22 protein-coding genes are annotated in these 22,720 nt (G+C 42.1%); 5 read left to right on the top strand and 17 right to left on the bottom strand.

Going from position 1 to position 22,720, the window contains the following annotated elements; genetic code table 11:
• Positions 1-166: 166 nt before the first annotated feature.
• From ACFSRY_RS19395 to ACFSRY_RS19380, 4 genes are all read right to left on the bottom strand, one after another.
• A complete protein-coding gene (locus ACFSRY_RS19395) occupies positions 167-772 on the bottom strand; it encodes a hypothetical protein (protein WP_377512086.1) in 606 nt (201 codons plus the stop codon).
• Positions 773-836: 64 nt separating this feature from the next.
• On the bottom strand, positions 837-1,694 hold the full coding sequence (locus ACFSRY_RS19390) for an alpha/beta fold hydrolase (protein WP_377512083.1): 858 nt from the start codon (positions 1,692-1,694) through the stop codon (positions 837-839).
• Between the two features lie 12 nt (positions 1,695-1,706).
• Positions 1,707-2,273, bottom strand: coding sequence for a TetR/AcrR family transcriptional regulator (locus ACFSRY_RS19385; RefSeq protein WP_377512080.1), 567 nt, complete (start codon positions 2,271-2,273; stop codon positions 1,707-1,709).
• Positions 2,274-2,550: 277 nt separating this feature from the next.
• Complete coding sequence (locus ACFSRY_RS19380) at positions 2,551-4,329, bottom strand: chloride channel protein (protein WP_377512077.1); 1,779 nt, start codon at positions 4,327-4,329, stop codon at positions 2,551-2,553.
• Between the two features lie 212 nt (positions 4,330-4,541).
• Here ACFSRY_RS19380 and ACFSRY_RS19375 point away from each other — a divergent pair, with 212 nt between their 5' ends.
• Complete coding sequence (locus ACFSRY_RS19375) at positions 4,542-5,354, top strand: metallophosphoesterase (RefSeq protein ID WP_377512074.1); 813 nt, start codon at positions 4,542-4,544, stop codon at positions 5,352-5,354.
• On the opposite strand, the gene mnhG is transcribed toward ACFSRY_RS19375, so the two are convergent.
• Genes mnhG through mbhE form a run of 7 tightly spaced genes read right to left on the bottom strand, consistent with a single transcriptional unit; the run spans position 5,329 to position 11,231 of the window.
• On the bottom strand, positions 5,329-5,775 hold the full coding sequence (gene mnhG / locus ACFSRY_RS19370) for a monovalent cation/H(+) antiporter subunit G (protein ID WP_377512071.1): 447 nt from the start codon (positions 5,773-5,775) through the stop codon (positions 5,329-5,331). The two genes, ACFSRY_RS19375 and mnhG, sit on opposite strands and share 26 nt — an antisense overlap.
• 3 nt (positions 5,776-5,778) lie before the next feature.
• Positions 5,779-6,015, bottom strand: a complete 237-nt coding sequence (locus tag ACFSRY_RS19365; protein ID WP_377512068.1) for a monovalent cation/H+ antiporter complex subunit F — start codon at positions 6,013-6,015, stop codon at positions 5,779-5,781.
• 29 nt (positions 6,016-6,044) lie between these two features.
• Positions 6,045-6,542 (bottom strand): Na+/H+ antiporter subunit E, encoded by a 498-nt coding sequence (locus tag ACFSRY_RS19360; RefSeq protein WP_377512064.1) that lies wholly within the window; start codon positions 6,540-6,542, stop codon positions 6,045-6,047.
• A 3-nt stretch (positions 6,543-6,545) separates the two neighbouring features.
• Positions 6,546-8,066 carry a proton-conducting transporter transmembrane domain-containing protein gene (locus tag ACFSRY_RS19355; RefSeq protein ID WP_377512061.1) on the bottom strand — a complete coding sequence of 507 codons (1,521 nt, stop codon included), beginning with the start codon at positions 8,064-8,066 and terminating at the stop codon, positions 6,546-6,548.
• 40 nt (positions 8,067-8,106) lie between these two features.
• The gene (locus ACFSRY_RS19350) at positions 8,107-8,457 is read right to left on the bottom strand and encodes an NADH-quinone oxidoreductase subunit K (RefSeq protein ID WP_377512058.1); all 351 of its coding nucleotides are present in this window, start codon (positions 8,455-8,457) and stop codon (positions 8,107-8,109) included.
• A 5-nt stretch (positions 8,458-8,462) separates the two neighbouring features.
• Complete coding sequence (locus tag ACFSRY_RS19345; RefSeq protein WP_377512055.1) at positions 8,463-8,999, bottom strand: MnhB domain-containing protein; 537 nt, start codon at positions 8,997-8,999, stop codon at positions 8,463-8,465.
• A gap of 3 nt (positions 9,000-9,002) precedes the next feature.
• A complete protein-coding gene (mbhE, locus tag ACFSRY_RS19340; protein ID WP_377512051.1) occupies positions 9,003-11,231 on the bottom strand; it encodes a hydrogen gas-evolving membrane-bound hydrogenase subunit E in 2,229 nt (742 codons plus the stop codon).
• 231 nt (positions 11,232-11,462) lie between these two features.
• Here mbhE and ACFSRY_RS19335 point away from each other — a divergent pair, with 231 nt between their 5' ends.
• On the top strand, positions 11,463-12,389 hold the full coding sequence (locus ACFSRY_RS19335; RefSeq protein ID WP_377512048.1) for a universal stress protein: 927 nt from the start codon (positions 11,463-11,465) through the stop codon (positions 12,387-12,389).
• A 166-nt stretch (positions 12,390-12,555) separates the two neighbouring features.
• Here ACFSRY_RS19335 and nhaA read toward each other — a convergent pair whose 3' ends face one another.
• The 4 genes from nhaA to ACFSRY_RS19315 all read right to left on the bottom strand — a co-directional run bounded on the left by nhaA (position 12,556) and on the right by ACFSRY_RS19315 (position 17,346).
• Positions 12,556-13,920: a Na+/H+ antiporter NhaA gene (nhaA, locus tag ACFSRY_RS19330; protein WP_377512045.1), complete on the bottom strand. Its 1,365-nt coding sequence runs from the start codon at positions 13,918-13,920 to the stop codon at positions 12,556-12,558.
• Positions 13,921-14,134: 214 nt separating this feature from the next.
• Complete coding sequence (locus ACFSRY_RS19325) at positions 14,135-15,208, bottom strand: alanine racemase (protein ID WP_377512042.1); 1,074 nt, start codon at positions 15,206-15,208, stop codon at positions 14,135-14,137.
• A 3-nt stretch (positions 15,209-15,211) separates the two neighbouring features.
• Positions 15,212-15,664, bottom strand: a complete 453-nt coding sequence (locus ACFSRY_RS19320) for a GNAT family N-acetyltransferase (RefSeq protein WP_377512039.1) — start codon at positions 15,662-15,664, stop codon at positions 15,212-15,214.
• Complete coding sequence (locus tag ACFSRY_RS19315) at positions 15,604-17,346, bottom strand: sodium:solute symporter family protein (RefSeq protein ID WP_377512036.1); 1,743 nt, start codon at positions 17,344-17,346, stop codon at positions 15,604-15,606. Before ACFSRY_RS19315 ends, ACFSRY_RS19320 begins: the two co-directional genes overlap by 61 nt.
• A gap of 404 nt (positions 17,347-17,750) precedes the next feature.
• Here ACFSRY_RS19315 and ACFSRY_RS19310 point away from each other — a divergent pair, with 404 nt between their 5' ends.
• Both ACFSRY_RS19310 and ACFSRY_RS19305 read left to right on the top strand, forming a co-directional pair.
• Positions 17,751-17,978 (top strand): hypothetical protein, encoded by a 228-nt coding sequence (locus ACFSRY_RS19310; protein WP_377512033.1) that lies wholly within the window; start codon positions 17,751-17,753, stop codon positions 17,976-17,978.
• 464 nt (positions 17,979-18,442) lie between these two features.
• On the top strand, positions 18,443-19,699 hold the full coding sequence (locus ACFSRY_RS19305; RefSeq protein ID WP_377512030.1) for an aspartyl protease family protein: 1,257 nt from the start codon (positions 18,443-18,445) through the stop codon (positions 19,697-19,699).
• A gap of 10 nt (positions 19,700-19,709) precedes the next feature.
• Here ACFSRY_RS19305 and ACFSRY_RS19300 read toward each other — a convergent pair whose 3' ends face one another.
• Positions 19,710-19,991 carry a hypothetical protein gene (locus tag ACFSRY_RS19300; RefSeq protein ID WP_377512027.1) on the bottom strand — a complete coding sequence of 94 codons (282 nt, stop codon included), beginning with the start codon at positions 19,989-19,991 and terminating at the stop codon, positions 19,710-19,712.
• A gap of 233 nt (positions 19,992-20,224) precedes the next feature.
• Positions 20,225-20,581, bottom strand: a complete 357-nt coding sequence (locus tag ACFSRY_RS19295; RefSeq protein ID WP_377512024.1) for a hypothetical protein — start codon at positions 20,579-20,581, stop codon at positions 20,225-20,227.
• A gap of 127 nt (positions 20,582-20,708) precedes the next feature.
• Between ACFSRY_RS19295 and ispG the strand changes: the two genes are divergently transcribed.
• Positions 20,709-22,700 (top strand): (E)-4-hydroxy-3-methylbut-2-enyl-diphosphate synthase, encoded by a 1,992-nt coding sequence (gene ispG, locus ACFSRY_RS19290; RefSeq protein ID WP_377512021.1) that lies wholly within the window; start codon positions 20,709-20,711, stop codon positions 22,698-22,700.
• Positions 22,701-22,720 lie beyond the last annotated feature (20 nt).

Here is a 22,720-nt window from a genome sequence, read left to right as displayed (position 1 = left end):
ATGAACATCTTTTAACGAAAATGAACACTGCCATTCAGTTTTGAAATAAGACCTTCTGTATCTTCAACTGTACCTTAGAGATATACTTTCTGTTAATACAATAGTTTTATAAAAGGAAGGGGCCGGATTAGTAAAACCCGGCCCCTTCCTTTTTAGGTATTAAGCGTTATTGTAGGACTTTAACGTTGGCAAATGAACCCCTTAATGTAATGTCGCAGCGGCGAATAAGAGGTTCTGCTATATCATATCTTTTTGGATCTACTGCTTCTTTAATCCTGATTTCATAGCTTCCACTGATAAGCTTATTTTTAGCATCATAGCTTGATATTGTAAAGTGGCCATCCATGGTACTAAAAGTACTTTCAATAATGGAGGAGCTATTTCCGTCTCGTCTGTAGGTGTACCGCACCTGCGCTGCACCAGCAGCTGGGTTTGGTAATGACTTTAAAGCATAAGAACCAATATAATTTCCAAGCAGCTGTAATTTACTGATATTGAAGTGGATCACATCTGTGTCAGCAAGCTTGGGAAGACCACTAAAAGTAATATTCAGGCGCTCTTCTTCCAGACTAGAATAAGTTTCTACACTCCATGTACTATAGCTGGCAATTTCAGCACTCTGGGGTTCATTATAAGCATAAGAAAATGTTCTGCTCATTTCTGCCTGTGTTGCAGGTAGTACTGTTTCTGTTTCAATAGAATTGTCAGAATCACAGGAAGAAACCAAACCTGAGAAGGTAAAGAGGATAAATACTGGTAATAGCTTTTTCATAGTTTTATTTTATACGATTTACAAAATCCCCAAAAGCTAAAACTATGCCAATATTAAGTATACATTATATAAAGTTTTTTAACTCATTTGTTACCTCTCCACCTTTTTCCTCCTGCAGGAAATGCCCAGCATTAATTCTTTTGATTTTTGCTTCGGGAAATGCCTCATGCCATTTATCAAGGAAGTGCAGCGGTAGTAGTTTGTCCTTCTCTCCCCAAAGTATCAGCTTAGGGATATTTCGCAGTTTCTCGTGTTGTGTCCAAAGTTCCGAAAAGTAAAGGTTTGATTCGTGTAGTGCTTTAGCGAAATACCAGGTCCCTAACCGGCTGGAGGAGCTTGAAAGAGGTTTTTGATAATGCCCCCTGATATCTTTGGTTAAATGCCTCCGTTCATTGTATCCCTGTGGCAAAAGTACCCTCGCTGAAAAACCCAATTGCAGATATAAAAATTTACCCACGCCTCCACTCATAAAACGGCTTATCTTCATTATTCTGGCCTCTTGCTCCAAACTCCACATCCAGGTATTCATTATCACGAGCTTCTTTATATTTTCAGGATGACGCAATGCATAACCTAACCCTATGGGGCCTCCAAAATCATGCACCACCAGCGTAATATTCTTCAGTTGTAAATGATTGATCAGCTTTTCCAGATTGTCAGCATGCGCCTCTGGAGAGTAGCTAAAATCAGAGGGTTTATCCGATAAACCAAAGCCAATATGATCTGGCGCTATACAACGGAAATGGCGACTTAATGGTCTAATCTGCTGCCGCCATAAAAAAGACCATGTTGGAGTGCCATGCACAAACAAAACAGGATCTCCCTCACCTTCATCAACATAGTGCAGGTTGCCGGCTTCTACTTTTAGCGTGTGGTGCCGGAAAGGGTATAGGAGAGGGTCCAGCCATTTCGGTTTTTCCATAGTCTGTTAAAGTTATTGTTTGTCGTATTTTCTGATCAGCAAAGAGGCAACATCATCAATAGGATAATTGTCCAGTAGCAAATAATGACTTGCCATGCCGTCAATTGATGCGAAAAGTAGTTTTGCTTCCAGTTCAGGATGGGGGAAACCGGCAGTTGATAGGTTCTGTTTAATCTTCGTCTCAATAAGTTTAGCTTGCTCCTCTATTTGAGTTTTAAGAGCATGAACTACGGTTGTTTGCATCCGAATACCATGGAGCAGTTTCCAGAAAAGCTTCTTTTCCTTAAGAAGCCTTACAGTCTGGTTTATATGTTGCGCAACTTCAGAAACGTTTGCTTCTGAATTGGCTAAACCTTCTTCAAAAGACATGTGAATGTCTTCGCTACCCCGCCTGAAGATTTCCAGAAGCAGCTCTTCTTTGCTTTTAAAGTAGTTATACATCAAACCAAGAGATACCTCCGCTTCTTTAGCAATCATCCTTATAGATGTAGCCTCATAACCATTCTGAGAAAATAGTTTCAAAGCTGTATCGACTAACGCGTTGATGCTTTGCTCTCGCTTAATCTCATTCTTTCTCATATATTGAATGAACGTACGTTCATAAAAATAGAAAAGTTTTTCTAATTCTTATTAATAAGTAAGAAAAAAATTACCTAAAGCAAGTTATCAGAAACCGGGAGTTCAGTTTAGGGCAAGCGCAGATTCGGTTCCAGTAAATTCAAAGAATCGAAAATTAATTGCGAAGGAGCTACGATTAAATCCTCTTGCAAGCCCAAGTAAACTGATTAAAGCAAAGGGAGGGGTTTTGCTAGCATTGGGCTTGAGACTATTTCTAAGGAGTAGGTAAAAAAATGCCTTATACGTTCGTAGTCTTAATTAGTAACTTCCGGTATTTTGTGAATATACTTGACTTAGAAACAAACCCCAGGTATACATCTCCCTCTACTACAGGTAAGTTCCAGGCCCCGGATTCATCAAATTTCTTCATCACGTCCGCCATACTATCATCATATTGCACGATAGCCGGTGGCTTGACCATTAATTCTTTTACCTTCACAACATCATATTTCTCAGCTTTAAACATTATCTCCCGCACGTTTTCCAATAGAATTACACCTTCCAATGATTTCGAATCATTTACAACAGGGAAAAGGTTTCTGCGGGAGTGCGCTATCACCTGCACCAGTTCGCCTAAAGTAGCCTCAGGGGATACCTCCTGAAACTCTGTTTCGATGAGGTGCCTGATCTTCAGTATTCTCAGTATGGTACGGTCTTTATTGTGCGTAAGCAGCTGCCCTTTCTGTGCCAGCTTTTTAGTATCAAGGGAATAAGGCTCAAAGTATTTTACTAAGGCAAAAGAAGTGGCAGCCACTATCATCAACGGAATCATTAAGGTGTAACCTCCCGTGATCTCCGCTATAAGGAAAACAGCTGTCAGAGGTGCATGCATCACCCCACTCAATATGCCGGCCATGCCTACCATTGCAAAGCTTCCTTCTGGTAACTTAGTTACTTCCAGCAGATTCATTAACCTGGCAAAGAAAAAACCTGAACAAGCGCCAACGAACATAGAAGGAGCAAAATTGCCGCCGTTGCCGCCAGAGGCTATGGTTATGGTGGTAGCAAAAACCTTTACTAAGGCCAATGCACCTATAAAGCTGAGCAGGAGCCATTCATTTGTACCAAAAAAAGCTAACCAACTCTCCTGTAAAAGTTTTTCCGCATTATTCCCTTCTAACAGCCTTATGCTATCGTAACCTTCGCCAAACAACGGGGGAAACAACATAATGAGTAAGCCCAAAAGGATTCCTCCTATGATAGCCCTTTGGTAAACCTTTGTTTCGTAAGCCTCGAAAACCTCTTCCACACGAAGGGCCATCCGGGTGTAATAAACCGACATCATTCCGGAAATGATACCTACTAATACATAAAAGGGAACATGACCCGCCTCAAAGAACTCCCGCTGTCCGATATAGAAGAGAATTTCTTCCTGAAGAATGATCTTAGAACAAAGAGCACCCACCACTGCAGCGATAATAAGTGGTATGAAAGCCGAAATACTTATATCGGTGAGAAGCACTTCTATGGCAAATAGAACCCCAGCAATCGGAGCGTTAAAAACAGCAGCTATACCTGCAGCCGCACCGGATGCCAGCATAAGCGTCCGGTCACGGTAATTCAGATGATACTCACGGCCATAATTGGATCCTATGGCCGAACCTGTTACCACAATAGGCGACTCCAAACCCGCCGAACCACCAAATCCTGCTGTTATCCCGCTGGTAAGCACATGTGAGTACATCTTGTGCCGCTCCACCATGCTTGACTTCTGCGAAATGTTAAAAAGAATGTTTGCTGTTCCGCGACCTATGTGCCCGTTAAACATTACCCTTACCAGAAAAACAGTAAGAAGAATACCGGCTAAAGGAAAGACTACAAGCCAGTAGGGTTGATCTAGCAGTCTGTTGCCGTATGCCAGCAGTACATGTATATAATGTACAAGAGTTTTAAGTACTACAGCCGCCAATCCTGCTGTTAAACCTACCAAAACACTTGAGAGGAGCATAAACTCACGATCAGAAGTATGTCGGCGAAGCCAGAGAAGTGGGATTTTTAGCTTTTTATAATGGGGCATTTCAGTGTACAGGCCTGAAAGTGTTGTATTTGACCGGAGTGCAAAAGTAGCAATAACAAAAGCCAACCTCAATCAAAAAGTGAAATGATTTATTACATTGTACTATTCGAAATATAAGGTAGGAGTATAACCTGAAAGGCTTGATTAAGGTTATTATAGAATAAAGTGCACTTTGTTGTACCTAAACAGATTGGAGTTAATAGCATACCTGTATGAATAAAAAAGCTGCGCAAGAACTATATAACCTGGAGCTTCCGGATAAGCATGGCCCGTTTCATATCATTGGCGATGTGCATGGCTGCTTTGGGGAGTTAATGGCTCTGCTGGGGCAATTACATTATAAAGTCAATTTCCTTGAGGCAGAACAAAGGTACATTGTTGAAGCTCCAGCTAATTGTACGGCTGTGTTTGTCGGGGATCTGGTTGATCGTGGGCCAGATTCTCCTGAAGTGTTACGCCTCGTAATGGACATGGCTGAACAGGGAATAGCCTATTGTGTGAGCGGCAACCATGACGATAAACTGTACAGGATGCTCATTGGAAGAAATGTGAAGATACGGCACGGATTGGAGCTTACTGTTGAACAGTTGAAAAGATATGACTCTACATTTCATAAAAGAATTGTGAATTTCCTGTCTTCCTTACCGCACCATATTATTCTGGATGAAGGAAGGCTCGTTGTTGCACATGCAGGATTGGAAGAACGCCTGCATGGCAGAAATACCAGGGGAGTACGGGAGCTTTGTCTTTATGGACCAACTACTGGAGAAACAGATGAAAAAGGTTTGCCTATCCGGTTGGACTGGGCAGCAGATTACTGTGGGAAAGCTATAGTAGTTTATGGCCACACTCCGGTGCACGAACCACATTGGCGAAATAATACTATTAATATTGATACAGGCTGTGTATTTGGTGGTAGGTTAACCTGTCTTACTTACCCTGATCATGTTGTTACCTCTGTAGATTCTTTTGACACGTATGCCGAATCCGTAAGACCATTTATCCGTTATCACCACCATCATTAGGTTTTTCTCCCTGCCTTATCTCTTCTTCCTCATATTTATCATGTAGCTTTACTTTGTCTAAATGTGCTTTCTGCAAATAAGCTTCAAATTCTTTTAGATTAGTTTTTACCCAGAAAGGGGTACGGTTCTGCACTGCTGTTCTACCTATTACATGGGCAGCTACAGGTGCGGTAAGGAACACAAAGAAAATGATAGCCAGCACCTTTAACAATATATCCGGCTGATTAAAATATATTCCCATCCCTAAAAGAATTAGCCCAAGCCCAAGCGTGGCTCCCTTTGTGATAGCAGACATGCGTATGTAGAAGTCAGGAAAGCGTAACAGTCCTATGGTAGAGATTAACATCAAGATAACACCCAACATTATTAAAATGCAGCTGATGATCTCTTTTATAAAATTTAAATCAAAATTTGAGAACATAGGTCATTTATTGATTTTCATGATGTAATAAGAGAAAGAAATGGAACCCAGAAAGCCGAAGAGAGAGAGAATAATGGCAACATCAATGAAGTCTTCGTTACCAGTAAATTCCGTGTAGATGGCAATCATACCGATTACTATGGCTACAATCAGATCAAAGGCTGTAACTCGATCTGGCAAGGAGGGGCCAATAGCAAAGCGGGCTGCTGTTAGCAGCAAACAAAGGCTTAGGATAATCATTGCGATTATTAAGGTTATCTGAAATAAGCTCATGCTGTCAACTCCATCAATCTTCGTTCAAAACCATTTTTGATATGACGTTTCAGCTCCTCAACATCATTGTTTTTTACGTAAAGTGCATGTATATAAAGTAGTTTTCTATCCGGACTCACATCAATACTCAAAGTTCCTGGAGTAAGCGATATAATGTTAGCAAGTATCGTAATTTCCATGTTTGACCTGACTTTCAGGGGAAGGGCAATAACTGTTGGGCGCATGTAGTAGTGCGGCGTAACAACATCATAGGCAATTTTAAAGTTAGCCACCAACAGCTCCTTCAGGAAAAAGGCCGAAAACTCAATTGCCTTTGGCATTTTCCGAAAATATTTCCGGTTATAAGCAATACTTGTAAACCAGAACAGCCAAAAGGTCAGCAGGAAAATGAAGGTGGCGCTGATGGCACTATATGGCAACGGAGGGGCCTCCTGATGAAAAATTACATAAGTAAGAATAAATGCTATGATTGTATGTAGTAAAAATGTGCGCATAAGTTATTCCTTTTTAGGCACTGCTACTGTAGGATCAGCTTTATACAATACGGCATTGATGTAGATTTCGCTGTGCAGCAGCTGTTCAGCAGATCTTTTAGATAGGTTAACCAACGGCTGCGCCACCAGGCTCATTAACAAAATGAAGATGAGCAGGAACACAACAGGCACACGCAGTATCCTGCCACGGAGCACATCCTCTGCTGAGGGTTCAAGATGACGTTTTCGCTGTAGCGGGTTAGGTTTCCAAAACACCTCATTCCATATTTTAGTCATGGAAAAAAGCGTAACAAGGCTGACACAAAGAGAAGTAGCAACGATGATATAGTTGCCAGCCTCAAATCCGGCCATAACCAGCATTAACTTGCCCCAAAAGCCAGAAAGAGGAGGTAGGCCTGCTAAGGCCATTGCTGTTATAAAAAACATAAAAGCAAGCAGTGGTTGCTTAAGATATAACCCTCCTAACTGGTAGAGGGAAAACGTTCTGCGGCGCTGTGCCACCACTCCGCTAATCAAAAACAAGTTTGTTTTGACAAGAACATTATGTAGGATAAAAAATACACTGCCGGCTATCGCAAGAGGAGTATAAATTGCTAGCCCCATAAGCATATAACCAATCTGGCTGATAATGTGCAAAGATAGAATTTTACGCAAGTCTGTTTGGGCTGCTGCTCCAATCACACCGACCACCATTGTAAGCCCTGATAGCGTAAGTAGGAGCGGCTGTGTATCGTCCTGTATTTGAATAAAGATCAACGTATGGAGTCGGATAATAGCATAGATTCCTATTTTGGATATAAGCCCTGCAATGAAAGCGGAGATGGCAATAGGAGGAGTATGGTAAGAAGCAGGTAACCAGAAAAACAGGGGAAATAAAGCGGACTTGATTCCGAAGCCCGTTAAAAAGAAAACTCCTGCTACAGAAAGTAAGTGCAAATTTGGATGATCATCTCTTACCATGGCACCTAATTCCGCCATATTCAAAGAACCATATAAACTATAAATTACCCCAGTACCCATCAAAAGTATTCCAGAAGCTAAAAAGTTGATGGTAACATATTTTAAGGTGCCTTCTAGTTGAGCTTTTTTCCCTCCCAGGGATAACAAAGCGAAGCAACAGATAAGGATTACTTCAAACCACACATACAGGTTAAAAACATCACCTGTTAAGCAGACACCTGCCACACCCATCTGCAGCAAAAGCATTAGCGGATAGTATCCATACTTTTTTCTAGTCTTGTCAAGACCAACCAGTGAAAAGAAATAAACAGCCACAGCAGTTATACTTCCGGATAACAGCACCAGTGCACTAAATAAATCAACGATTAAAGTAATACCATAGGGAGCAGGCCAGTTACCTACCTGTGTTGTTAACACCGCTTTTTGCAGCACCTGGTATAGCAAAGCTCCTGTACTTATCAGCCACCCAAATTGGGTTAGGGCCACAATAAATGTCTGCCACCTTACTAACTGCCATAGGAACACGCTCATTACAGCCCCTATAAGCGGTATTAACAGAGGCATTATAATAAGCGCATCATCTGACATGGGAAGAGCTGTTGAATTAAATTTTTTCTGTGTTGTTCAGGTCGTCCAGGTTATTTGATTTAAACGATCTGTATACGCGGCGAATTAAGACAATAGCAAAAGCCTGGATGCCAAACCCAATCACAATAGCGGTAAGCAAGAGGGCCTGCGGTACAGGGTCAGAATACGGTTCAACGGGAAAGGTTTCTTCCTGCTTAATTATTGCTATACCACCACGCGTTATTCCTCCAACTACAAACAGAAATAGGTTTGTTGCAAGACCAAAAAGAATAAGTCCGAGAATTAGTTTAAAAAGGTGACGGTGAATTATCAGGTATAGACTTACTGAGAATAAAATACCGATCATGAAGGGTAAGAGTACTTCCATAGCTTCTAGTCTCTTGACATCGTAAAAATAATTTTCAAAACCATTCCCAACACTAGCTGGTACACACCCATATCAAAAAGTAAAGGAGTTCCAACTGATCCTATCACAGGAACTTTAGCATCAAGCCAGTAGCCTGTCATAAAAGGATCACCTTTAAATAAACCGACCATACCACTTCCAGCAGCCATAACCAATCCTGTTCCCATCACAAAACTTGGTCTTAGCCGGATCAGGTAATACCCCCATGGCTCCCCTTTAATTTCTCTATTAAAAAATTTATGGTTTATAAAGCGCTTAAAGTAATTAAATTGGCCTTGAGCAGGTAATTTTTCATAGCGATAAAGCTTTAAACTGAAATACTCTTTGGCGGTTCGTTGAGAACCATGTGCCAGCACATGAAACACAAAGGTTATAGAACCAATCAGTCCTCCTATAAAGCCTCCCCCGGGATGGTTGTGACCCCGGAAAAGAATATAAATAGAAAAAAGGAGGAAAAGCGGTGTCAGGATACGTATAGCTGTTGCAAAAATAATTGTCTTCATAGTCTATTCGTTTTTATCCTTTTTTAAACGCAACAGGGCATAAATCCCCAGTGCTGCTACAGCCAGCACTATTATTTCTCCTAAAGTATCTAAGGCCCTGAAGTCAACCAGGATCACATTAACTATATTACGCCCATGCGCCTGCACCAAACTGGCTTTTCCATAAAATTCTTTAAGATCGGACGAAACCGCGTGCTCCTGTACCAATAACATGGTGTAAGTCATTACAGAGCCAAATAAAATAGCGATGGCAATGAATTTATACTTCTTGAACTGATGGGATAAATAAACAAAAGCAGGCAATTTGTGTAGTAGCAGCACAAATATCACCACCGTTAAGGTTTCTATAAGAAGTTGGGTAGCAGCTACATCAGGTGCACCAAAAAGAATGTAAAAAAGCGCAGCAGAATAGCCTATCAAACCCATTACCACGATAGAAGTGAGCCTAGACCGAGTTCCCAGCAGGTAAAAAAGTGCCGTAATTACAAGGAAGTAAATCACTAATTCGTAAATTCTTATCTCTCTTATTTTATCACCCCATGTAACCATGGTCAAATGAGAGATATCTTTCCAAATAACGATGAAAGTGAGGGCTGAGAAAAAAAGGATGATGAAGATAATATAACTGCGTAAGTATCCACTCTGGATGGCGGAAATTAGCCCTTTTGCTCCTTTTAAAAAAAGAGTAAAGAATCTGTGGTAAATGGCATCAGGACCATAGGCATAAACCTTTTTCATCATGGGCACCATCTGTTGCTGTACCTGGTAAAGATATTTATACAAAAGGAGGCCTAACAATAAGGTCAGTACGCTGAGTCCTAATTCCTTTGTTACCCCATGCCAAAGCACCAATTTTAGTTTTAGCAGGTTTTCTCCTGAAACGCTTTGGACCGCTCTCTCCAGGATAGGAGTTACAACAGGCCCCGGCATTAAGCCTAGAGCTAGACCTGCAATTCCGAGGATCAGTGGCGGCACAAACAGAGCAGGAGTTGGAGAGTGTTCTACGTACGTAGGTGCTCCGGCACTTTTCCAGAAAATACTGTAGCTAAGAAGAATAGCTACTGTCACAAAGGTAACTCCTGTAAGAAAGGTAAGGCTAAATACCACCCAGACAAATAATGAGCTCTCCAAGGCAGCCTCGTAGATAAGTTCTTTCCCTATAAAGCCAAAAAACGGCATCAACCCAGCCATAGAGAGTGAAGCCAGTGTAGCACCAAGCGCAGTAACAGGCATATTTTTTGCCAGCCCCTTAAGCTGGTTAAAATCACGTGTACCAGCACTGTGGTCTACAGCACCTGCTACCAGGAACATAGTACCTTTGTAAAGTGCATGAGCCAAAAGAAATACCAGCATTGCTTTCAACGCTACGCCTGTTCCGATTCCTAGCATCGTCACCATCAGTCCCAAAGCTGATATGGTAGTATAAGCCAGTATAGCTTTAAGGTCGGAGTGCTGAAGTGCAAGGAAAGCACCAAGCAAGGCTGTTATACCTCCGATTGTTATCAGGGTGTATTGCCAAACTTCAGAAGTAGCAAATAGGGGAGATAAACGCGCCAGCAAATAGATACCGGCCTTTACCATTGTGGCTGAATGCAGGTAGGCACTTACGGGAGTAGGAGCCTGCATGGCATTGGGTAACCAGAAATGAAAAGGAAATTGCGCAGATTTTGTGAAGCATCCCAATAAAATCAAAAGCAAAGCAGGAAGAAACAGCGGACTTTCTAAAACAACCTGTTTACTTTGAAACAAACTGCTAAACGTAAAGCTTCCTCCGGCAAAGCCTAATAATACCAAGCCAGCCATAAGGGCCAAACCTCCCAACCCCGTAACCAGCAGCGCCTGCCAGGCTGCTACCCGGGATTTCTCCAAATCGTTATTGAACCCAATCAAAAGGAAAGAGGTAATGCTGGTAACTTCCCAGAAAATGAAGAGTAGAAATATATTGTCGGCACTTACCAACCCCAGCATGGCAGTCATAAACAGGCCAAGGTACATGTAGAATCTGCCCAGAAAAGGATGATCTTCTAAATAGCCACTGGCATAGATCATAACCAGAAAGCCGAAAAAAGAGATAAGAAGAGCGAAGAGAAGGCTTAGTCCGTCTAACCTGAAATTCAGGTTGACGGCTAAGGCTGGCACCCAGGTGTGCGACTGAATTATAAACTCCTGTTGTAATACTACAGGCAATAACAGACATAAATAGGTAAATACGGCAAAAGCTAAGAGTGCCATAGGCACAACTACATACCTGCCCAACAATTTATGTAAGGTCGGAGCACAAAAAGCAACTAAAAGGCTTATGATAATGACAACTATCATTTAAAGCACAAAGATTTGTATATATATTTCTTGAGCACCGTATGTAATTTTACAATAGTACCATACTAACCATATTAAGTTGCAAAGCAGGCATTTCATAGTTTGTGGAGCACCTAACGTTTAATGCTGAAATAAGAAAACACAATGAACACGCTGAATCGAATAATGGTAGGGCTAGACCTTACTATCATGGATGAGACCTTGATTAACTATGCTGCTTTTTTTGCTGCCGAACTGCAGATCGAAAAAGTCTACTTTATTCACGTTGAGAAAAGCCTTGAGGTACCAAATGAGTTGCTCCAAAAACTGCAGCGAGAGAACGTGCCAGCTGACGAGACAATACGTCAGGCTATTGAAGCAAAGGTACTTCCTGCCTTTGAAAACATACCACAAGTAGAAGTAGAAGTGATGGTGGAAGAGGGAAATCCTTTAAAGGAACTGCTGCATTGGTCTAAGGTAAAGCAGATAGATATGATGCTGGTAGGTCGAAAGCTGCGGCTTCGAGGCAGCGGTGTATTGGCACAAAAGCTGTTACGAAGCGGTAGATTAGGAGTGCTGTTTATTCCTGAAGCTTATGACCGGCCAAACCTGCAGCGAGTGGTGGTTAGCACGGACTTTTCTGAATATAGCGAAATGGCTCTGGACCGTGTCCTGCACTCTGCTATGGCTAAGCCAGAGATCAGGGTTATTTGCCTTCACGTGTACCAAGTACCTACAGGATATAGAACGCTTGGTATCAGCTATGAGGATTTTGATAAGCGTATGCGTGGCTTTGCAGAGGAGAAGTTCAGTAACTTAATGAAGCATTTCCCTGACTTAGAAGATAGAGCAGAACTTATGCTGGTACGGCAGGAAGACGAAGATGAAATAGGAGAGCTGGTGGTAATGGAAGCCAAGCGTGCCCGAGCTGATATGCTTGTGGTAGGTGCTAAAGGCATGTCTGCTGCTGCCTTATTTGTGCTAGGAAGCGTCACAGAAAAAATCATGCGCCACGACATGGATATTCCGCTGATGATCTTCAAAAAGAAAAATGAAGAAATTGGATTCTTAGATGCCCTACTTACGCCATAAGTTAAGGCAAACTTAAAAGAATAAAATTAGACAATCAAAAGCGCCTTGCTATACATTGAAGTACAGCAAGGCGCTTTTTGCATGGATAAACTTAATGGAATATGAAAATTAACTTTAGTGGCTGTAAAGGTGCTTTAAATAAGCAGGAGAATGGAGGGCAAAAGCCCTATGAAACCAATTCTTCCTTGCTTTTCGTGGAGGCATAGCGCAGGATGAAGTAAGCCACAATTCCTGCAAGAAGGGACGCGCATAGAATAGCGAGTTTAGACAGCGGCAACAGAGGCGATCCGGCAAAAGCCAGGTTTGCAATGAAAATTGACATAGTAAAACCAACCCCTCCCAATAGTCCGGCCCCAATCAGTTGCATCCAACTAAAAGTGCGGGGTTTAGCAGCTATGCCTGTAGCGGAAGCTATCCAGGCAAACAGGAGTATGCCCAAAGGTTTACCCAGCACGAGGCCTAAGATAATGCCTATTGGCAAAGAACCACTCAGTCCACCTACCAAATCCGCATCTATAAAAATACCTGCGTTGGCTAGGGCAAAAATTGGCATAATGGCATACGCCACCCAAGGGTGCAAACCATGCTCCAGACGATGCATTGGGGAGAGGGCTTCCTCACAATTTTTTTCGATGGTATGTACCGCACCCTGGTATATTTCCACGTCTGAAACCTGACTGGGTGCATTGCCACTAACGACTCCAGAAGCATCCAATTCACTCAGCACCTCATCTGTACTTGAGTAAAATTCGTCTTTGGTGATTTTTGTTCGACCCGGTATGGTAATGGCCAGCAGAATACCAGCTACGGTAGCATGTATTCCTGATTTCAGAAACGCCACCCACATCACCACACCCAAAAGTACATAGATCCAGATGTTTCTAACACGAAACGCACTCAGGACCAGCAACACACCAAAAATCAGAAAGGCAATCCACATGCTCAGGAAGTTTACCTCAGCCGTGTAGAAAAGCGCAATTACAAGAACGGCGCCAATGTCGTCTACTATCGCGTAGGCAATTAAAAACAGCTTTAGGGAAATAGGTACACGGTTACCTAGCAAGGTCATAATTCCCAGGGCAAAGGCGATGTCGGTTGCCATAGGTATTCCCCAGCCATCTAAACCAGCTCCATTGTAATTCATAACAGCGAATATACCTGCTGGCACAAGCATACCGCCTAAAGCTGCAGTAACCGGAAAAGCAGCACTTTTTAGTGAGGCAAGTTCTCCAACCATGGTCTCCCGCTTTATCTCTAGCCCCACTACAAAGAAGAAAATAGCCATCAAACCATCGTTGATCCAAAGGAGGGAGGCCTTTGTTAAACCATAGTCGCCGAGTGCAATGGTGAAGGGGGTAAGCCAGGTGTCTATGTAAGTTTGAGCCCATGGAGAGTTAGCCCAAGCTAAGGCAATCAGGGTAATGAACATTAGCAGAATGCCACTAAACGACTCAGCTTTAATAAAGTCAAGAAGCGGATATAAGATCCGGCGTGCAAGTACAGTTCTCTTTTTTGTAATTGTTTCGTTCAAGATTATTTTTTGTTAATTACCCTGATTAAGACGTGACAGCACAACTAAAAGTTATAGGGCAAACCACTTTCCGAAAGGCGCATAAAAGAAAATGTGTAACGTTACTCTATTATTACTTTCAAAAACTTGCCTTTTAACCTTTCCATTACTCTAAAAAAACGACTAACGGCACCACAATCTGTGGTTCGGTAGTTTACAAAACTTTAGACTTATTTTACTTTACAATCACTTTTTCGATGTATCGAGAGTTAAGAATACTCAGGGCACCCATGTAGCGCATTCCAAATTTTAGTGTATCACCCACTTTAAAATTGTTTTTATTCTCGCCAAGTTCAACAATAAGCATGTCGGAACTTGCGCCTATCACGCTTACTTCTTCGTCCTTAGGAATTAAAAACTTAGGATTGATGTCAAGAAGGCCTACATCAAGAATTGCACGGTGAGACTTTTTCCCATACAGACTTTCATTAATTTCGAAGCTTTCTCCGCTTGGGTTTTCAGCCATTAAGCCGTTAGGAACCATGGGCTTCTCTGTCAGTTCAATAATTTCAGTTACAAGCTCAAAAACATCATCATACATGCCTTCGAATGTTTCGCCGGTAAATAGGTTTAATCCAAAGAAGAGGGCTTCACCTATCCTAAAATGATTAATACCCTGAGGCAACTGATGATTAAACAGCAGCGGAATTGTAACCGAGGTGCCTCCGGAAACCCATGGAATTCTACGGTTAAACTTCGCTTCGATCACCTGCTTGTAAAGACTTAACTGTACCAGTTTATCCCGGGTTGGCATTACGCCATGCAGGCAGTTGAAATTGGCGCCAAGCCCAATAACAGAAATATTCGGTAGCTCAAAAACCTGCTCATAGAAATGGATCAAGGATTCTCCCATTACCCCCTCACGAAGATCACCCATCTCAATCATGATAATGATTTTGTGAAGCTTATTCTGCCTACCTGCTTCATCTGATAAAAGCCTGATTATTTCAAGCTCTGTCTGAAAGCTTACATCAGCATATTTAATTATATCAGGAATGCTTTTCTTGGGAGCAGGTTTTATGTAAACTGTCTGCACATCAGGAGCTACCTTCTTGATCGCTTTAAGGTTGGTTACCCTGGAGTCGTGTATCTCCTTAGTTCCAAGAGCCAGAACTTCTTTTAAAAACATTTCATGGCCGCATAGAAGCTTCGTTACAATGCCCCAATCGATTTTATGCTCCTTGAAAATTTTGTCGAGGTGATTATAATTATGTTGTAGTTTATGATGATACAGCTTTAGGACTGCCATAGTTTATCTCTGTAGTCTATACTCTAAATACTTGTTCGTAAAACCAAGCTTTTCATACAGGTGGCGTGCAGGATTCTGCGGCTCCACATGCAGGGCAATGCTTCCTTTGGAATTTTCTGCAGCTAATTGTACAAGCTTCTTGCCTACGCCCTTTCCGCGCTGACTGTTATGAACGGCAACGTATACAAGAATATTTTCAGGAATATACCCGCTCATACCCGTGTTGTTCATGATAAGAGCACCTACTACCTGGCCTTCTTCACGGGCCACTAAAACAGATCCTCCTTTTCCTTCAGACGTTGATAAGGCATAATCCATGCATTTGGCAATGTCTGCGCGTTGGTCACCGTATTCATCCAGGTGCTTGAAAAGAAAGTTAAGTACTTCGTCTTTCTCTAGTCCACTGTGGTTTTCTGGTGTATAGATGCTGTAGCTGACATTTTTGTTTTCTGCCATTTTTTTCCTTTTTGTTTATTAGGGTATAAGAATGTTAACGATACATATATTACTAGGGAGGCTGCCAAGCCAAATAAATTCGGATCCAGGTTAAAAGGTAACCGGAAAGTAAGGTTGAGCCAAGGCATATGTACGATACTGTTGGCAGAAAGTGTTTGATTTATCAGCTCCCTTAGCTCGAACTGATTCAAACTCATCCAGATAGTATTGAATTCAGCAGGGAAATAAGGATGTAATGTATGCGCAAGCAAGGTTATATCTTCCTGCGGTAGGGGTGATGCCACCTGGTTTACCTGTAATAAGACTGTCACTACACCGCCCATCAACATTGCCCAGAAAGCAGCTACACTGCTTTTCCGTTTCCAGAAGAGCGCACCAAGAACAGGAATGAACAGGCCAGAAACCATGAAGGCATAGGAGTACAGCATCAGGTCCAGGACGTTGGTCATCATAGTTGCCAGCCAAAGGGCAAAGGCACCCACAAGCAGCGTAATGATTTGGGACAGGCGAAGGGTAGAAGGTGCGTCTGGGTCAATTTTACGAAAATGGCTTATCACATCTGTAACAATATTGCCAGAAGAAGCCATCAGGCAACTGTCTGCCGTAGATAGGATCGCAGAAAAGTAAGCAGATAGCATTAGTCCCATAAGACCTACCGGTAAAACAGTGCGTAAAAGCATCGGCAATCCTGTTTCTGGGTCTACCACCGTACCTGCGCCTAAAGCTTCAAACATTCCTTGCTCAGCTGCAACCCGGGCCAGTATTCCCAGACATACCCCCATAAATGCCATAACTGGCCACTCAAAAAAGCCAGCAATGTACCAGGCTCGCCGGGCTGTCTTTTCATCCCGGCAGGCATAGATGCGCTGATAAAGCGTCATGCCTACAAACCAGATAGGAATTATGGTAATCCCCCAGTTTACAACCTGCTGCCATGTTATATTGGTCAGGCTAAGAAACTCAGGAGGCAAAGTCTTTTGAATAACGGTCATACTCCTGGAGGACTGTTCAGCCAAAAAATTAAGGTCCGTTAGCTGACTAAAACCTAAACTTTCCAATCCACCACCAACAGCCAGAAAGGAGGTAGGTATGCCAATGAAAATAAGACCTCCCATCAGGATCGCCCACTGAATGGTATCAGTATAAATCACGGCTTTTAAACCTCCCATCACTGTATAAACAACCGCAATGATGCCCATTATAAGCAGCGCAGTATTTAAATCAAGGTTGATAAAGGTACCGCTTGCCAGTTTGGCACCGGCCAGGATCTGGGAGCTGGTAAAGCCTGTATAACCAATAGCAGAAATGATACCGGCCAGCAAGGCTACTCTTGGACTGAAATAATATCCGAAGATCTGAGGAAAGGTTAGAAAACGAGAAAAGGCAGGATTATTTTTTACCTTTGGAATCAAAAACACTGCGGCTAACCAGGCACCAAGCAAGCCTGTAAATAACATCCAGGAGCCTGATAGTCCCATAGCAAAGCCTAGTCCGCCGAGACCAATGGAAAAGCCTCCGCCCACATCAGTGGCTACAACAGATAAACCAATATGACCGCTGCTCATAGAGCGGCCTCCTACATAATAATCTTCAGCGCCTTGATTTTTTCTTAGGAAATAAAATCCGACTCCAAGCATCGCGAGCATGTATAGCACGAAAATGGACAGGTCGATGTAGTGCATCTATTGGAAAAGTATAATTTTAAAAACCTCTTAGTAATGTGACTTTATTTAAAGATAGTCAAATTAAGCGTCTAAAACACCTAAATAAGCTTGGTGGTAGCTAAAGAGCATTATATACCAAATGAACCAGGAGAGGTTTTGTGCAAATTGATAGAACCGCTAAGATTGAAGGAGAAAAAGAAGTGAAGAAAACGCTGATGATCAATATTAGTTGATTACTATTTTAAACCACTTATTTACCCAAGAATTTTTTTTTCAAATCAAAACTTTACTTTATCAGCGTTATATCTGATCATCAAATAGTTGTGTGGCTGCTACGGAAAAGACTTAAATCAGGTTACGCATTTTTGAATTTTTCTTTCAGCACGAGGGTTCTAAATCTGTATAATTACCTTCTCTTAACTATGAGACAACTAATGAATAATGTGCAACAGGATATAGAGATAGGTTTCAAGTCTACAGTTGAAATAACACTGAAGGAGTTAGAAACATTGAAAAGTATAGTGATGTTAGCCAAAGTTAAGTGCGACAGGCTGACAGCGGAACCTGAATTACTTACAAGAAGCGCCGAGATCAAAGCTTTAGCGAACAAACTGCACAAGCTGGGTCTGCGCAATATTGAAGTTGTTTAAATTAAAAAAAGCTCTGTTAAAGAGCTTTTTTTAATGCTGTCTATTGAATCCATTCTGCTATTTAATTTAAAATGGAGGCTCACAGTATCTCCCACCTTATTTCCTATTTGGCCTTTTCTATCTCTTAAATGAGTAAGCTCCTGTCATCTTATATTTCTTAGTAGTAGGCTAAGATCGTTAGCCTATGTGTTTTCTGGTCATTTCGATCTAAACTGCTCACAAGTTTTCGGTTCTTCGTAGTGCTTTTAGGAGCTCTCAAAAAAGAAGGAAAACAGGATCCTTTGTTACTCAATACCGGAGGCGTGAAAAAGAGTAAGTTATCAGGCTCTGTTCCTGAAATAATATTTCTGTATACCAGCAACAAAATATTCAAATATAATTTATTGTATATCAACCAGTACGGTGTTACTTTTTGGTTTTAGTTTGCGTAATAAAGGTTAACATCCACTACTAAACCCTTAGGTATGACAAGAGCTGGTTTTCTCACGCTGCTTTGTCTTTTCCTGTACTTGTTGCCCTCGCTGGTAACCGCACAAGAGCAGCCACCATTCGAAAAAGATACTGTTTACTTCACATCCAAGCGGAAGAAGATAACTATACCCTTCAAGCTTGTCCACAATCTTATAATTATACCTGTACAGATCAATAATTCAAGTTCTCTCAATTTCATATTGGATTCTGGAGTAAAAAACACGCTGATCACCCGGCTTTACTTTTCAGATTCTCTTAACCTTAATACAGCGGATAAAATTAAAATTCAGGGGCTTGGCAAAGGGTATGAAGTGGAAGCCCTTTACTCCAGTGGGAATATAATGCAAATGCGCGGCATCAGGGGAGAAAACCATCAGGTATATGTTCTGATGGAGGATATTTTTAATTTATCCATGCGCATGGGCATGCCAGTTCACGGTATTATAGGATATGATATTTTCAAGAATTTTATTGTTAAAATCAACTACAACACGGAACAGCTTACGCTCTACAGACCTGATGCGAAGCTGCGGAAGAAGAAAAAAGCGGAAGAATACCCGCTCCATATTGAAAATTATAAAGCTTATGTCAATGCCAATGTACGGCAAAAGAATGGAGATACGGTAACTGTAAAACTCGTGTTGGATACAGGTGCCAGTCATACTGTTTCACTTTATCTGCCTACAGACAAACGGCTTACCCTACCCCCAAAGGTGATGGAGGCATACCTGGGCAGGGGGCTGGGAGGTGACATTCACGGAAAAATCGGTAGGTTAGATGCCTTTGCCTTAGGAAGGTATGAGCTTGAGGATTTACCGGCTTCTTATCCTGATGAAGAGTCGATCAAATTGGCGATGAACATATCTAACAGGAACGGTAACTTAGGATCTGACATTTTGAACAGGTTTACCGTAATATTTGATTACCCGCACAACAAGCTAACCCTTATCCCAAATAGTAAATTTAAGAAGCCGTTCAATTATAATCTTGCAGGGTTTGAGCTATCCACGCCCTTGCCAGGAACAAATTTTTACATTATTGCAGATGTGACAGACAATTCCCCTGCAAAACAAGTAGGCTTACAGCCCGGGGACCAGTTACTGCACATCAATGGTCTGGATTGCAAAGACATGAAGTTAATGGAAGTCCTGAACCTGATGGATAGTAAACCAGGGAGAATTTTGAGGCTAAAACTAAAAAGAAACACCCAGATATTTGATGTAAACCTTGTTCTCCAAAGCAGGATATGAGGGCACAAAATTACTGCGGCTGATTTAAATCAAGGTAAACCTGCAGCATCAGAAGAAGAACTGCCAAGACAAGCAGGAAAATAGCAGAGATAATTCTTGCCCTTGGAATTGGCTTAAGGTAGACTCTTCCTTGCTCATCTGTTGCAGTAAATCGGAGGTCAGACAGTATAAGTCCATTTCCAAAGCTAAGCCAAATGGCTGCAGTAAGAGTTTCTTTGGTGATAAACAGACTTACTAAACCAATAGCAGAAAATAAAGCCCCTATCAGGATGCGAAGAGAAAAGGATTTCATGTTTATTCTGATGAAAGAAAAAGCAACTTTGCAGAGGCTTAATTAAAGGCAAGTTACTAATTTTATAGAATGGATCGAATACAGTTTACTTCAATCCTACTAAACTAATAGCTAAAGAAGCTATTTGACGCAGGTTTTCGATGGTGTTATGAGAAATTTTAAGATGTCTATCTGTAAAGGTAACTGCATAATTGTTGCTCACTATCACTATGGTTGAGCCTGATAACATGTAGCTACTTTCTTAATCTACTAATGGTTTCTCCGGAGATCTTGGCAAGTATAAGCGGTAAAAGTATCAATGCGATTGCTAAAGCTACCACACGCCTTAGCCCCAACCGGAGCATCAGGGTACCTATCACACGATTGCGCATTTCTGAAAATAGAAGCTTGCCTGTTGCGGTCAAAGGTTTTCCTTTTAGTACCTCTTCTACTTCACGCCAGTTTCCCTTAACAATCTGCCTTTTAATGAAATCAACAACAGAATCCGTTGTAATGGATGTAGCTTCACTTAACTGTTCATGCCGGAGCTTTGTCCATTTCTGCAGTTGTTTGAGCTTCATTTCAGGAATGTGAGGGAGAAAATTGCGCATGTAGATCATAATATGGTTCGTTATACTTGTGCCTGTTTATAAATTAAACTACTATTTTTACGTAATTTCCCTTTGAACAAACACAGCATAACTTTAGTTAAAGAATCGAGCTGAGCATACTTAACTTATGAATAACGCCTGTAACCTGAACACTACCTATTGCCCGAGCCTTACGGAATATAAACGCAGAAAGACCCGAGTGGTGAACATTGGCGGAGTGCCTGTTGGTGGTGATAACCCGATCAGGGTACAATCCATGACCACCGTTGACACCATGGACACTATGGGTTCTGTAGAACAATGCATCCGCATGATAGAGGCTGGTTGTGAGTACATTCGTATTACGGCACCAAGCATCAAGGAGGCAGAAAACCTCAAGAATATTAAAGAAGAATTACTTAAGCGGGGCTATGATATTCCTCTTATTGCTGATATTCACTTCACTCCGAATGCTGCAGAGGTAGCAGCACGCATTGTGGAGAAGGTGCGTGTGAACCCTGGTAACTACGCTGATAAAAAGAAGTTCCAGGTAATTGAGTATGATGATGCCTCTTACCAAGCGGAGCTGGACCGTATTCGGGAGCGTTTTGTTCCCTTAGTTCGCATCTGCAAAGAGCACGGCACTGCCATGCGTATTGGCACCAACCACGGCTCTTTATCAGACAGAATTCTGAGCCGTTATGGCGATACACCACTGGGTATGGTGGAGAGCGCACTGGAGTTTCTGCGTATCTGCGAAGATGAGGAGTACTATGATATTGTCATCTCCATGAAAGCCTCTAATACACAGGTAATGGTACAGGCTTACCGGCTGCTGGTGCAAAAGCTAGAGGAAGAGGGATTGCAGCCTTACCCGTTGCACCTGGGCGTTACAGAAGCTGGTGAGGCGGAAGACGGCCGTATAAAATCAGCGGTAGGTATCGGTACTTTATTAGAAGATGGTCTCGGTGACACTGTCCGTGTTTCTTTAACAGAGGCACCGGAGGCGGAGGCTCCCGTAGCACAGGTGCTAATCGATCGTTATACCCACCGTGCGGAGAAGGCACAGCCTATAAAACCTGTCTGCAACCTTCCTATCAATCCCTTCCAGTACCACCGGCGTGAGACTGTTGAGGTAGAAAATATTGGAGGTCTTAACGTTCCCCGTGTTGTTGCCGACCTTAGCAGACTTTCTGATATTAAATATGCTGATCTTAAATCTGTAGGTCATTTATATTCCATGTTGCTGGATAAGTTTAACATGAACGACCTAGGGGCAGACTATATTTATACAGGTGATTACCCTATAAGTTTCATGCTGCCAAATGGCTTGAAAGAGCTTGTTAATTATACCTATTGGCTGAGAGCAGAACAACGCCAGGACCGCCATCCGTTACTAAGCGCTGTAGAGTACCTGGAATCAACTGAAAGGCATGCTAAGCTCAACTTTGTTCTTGCCAGTATTCACGACATCACAGTAGAGTTGATGGAACGGCTGAAGCAGGATGCTACAGTTGTATTGATGCTCTATTCAGAAAATGAGCATGCTATGCCAGAGCTCCGTAAATGCTTCTTCAGGTTAATGAACAATGGCATAAAGAATCCTTGCATCATCAAACGCGAATATGGAAATCTTACTCCGGACCAGGTACAGTTGTATGCAGCCACAGATGTAGGCGGACTGCTGATCGATGGTTTAGGAGATGGTATTATGCTTGGTACTGAACTTTTACCGGAACAGGAGAAAGGGGAGTGGCTACATACCATTGACAAGCTTAATAACCTCAGCTTTGGAATTTTACAGGCTGCCCGTACCCGCATGAGCAAAACGGAATACATCAGCTGCCCAAGCTGTGGTCGAACTTTATTCGACCTGCAGGAAACCACTGCCATGATTCGTAAACGTACTGACCACTTGAAAGGGGTGAAGATCGGTATCATGGGGTGCATTGTGAACGGTCCGGGAGAAATGGCCGATGCTGATTATGGTTATGTTGGTGTTGGCAAAGATAAAATAGCGCTGTACCGTGGCCAGAATGTAATAAAAAAATCTGTGCCAGCGGAACGAGCCGTGGATGAACTGATAGAGTTGATCAGGGAAGATGACAAGTGGATAGAGCCGATAAAACTGGAAGAATAAACCGGTTTTCCTGGTTAAAA

It is taken from the genome of Pontibacter locisalis (assembly GCF_042684605.1).
Taxonomy (GTDB): Bacteria; Bacteroidota; Bacteroidia; order Cytophagales; family Hymenobacteraceae; genus Pontibacter; species Pontibacter locisalis.
The sequence above is the reverse complement of the archived record's forward strand: the minus strand, read 5'-3'. Positions and strand labels throughout refer to the sequence as shown.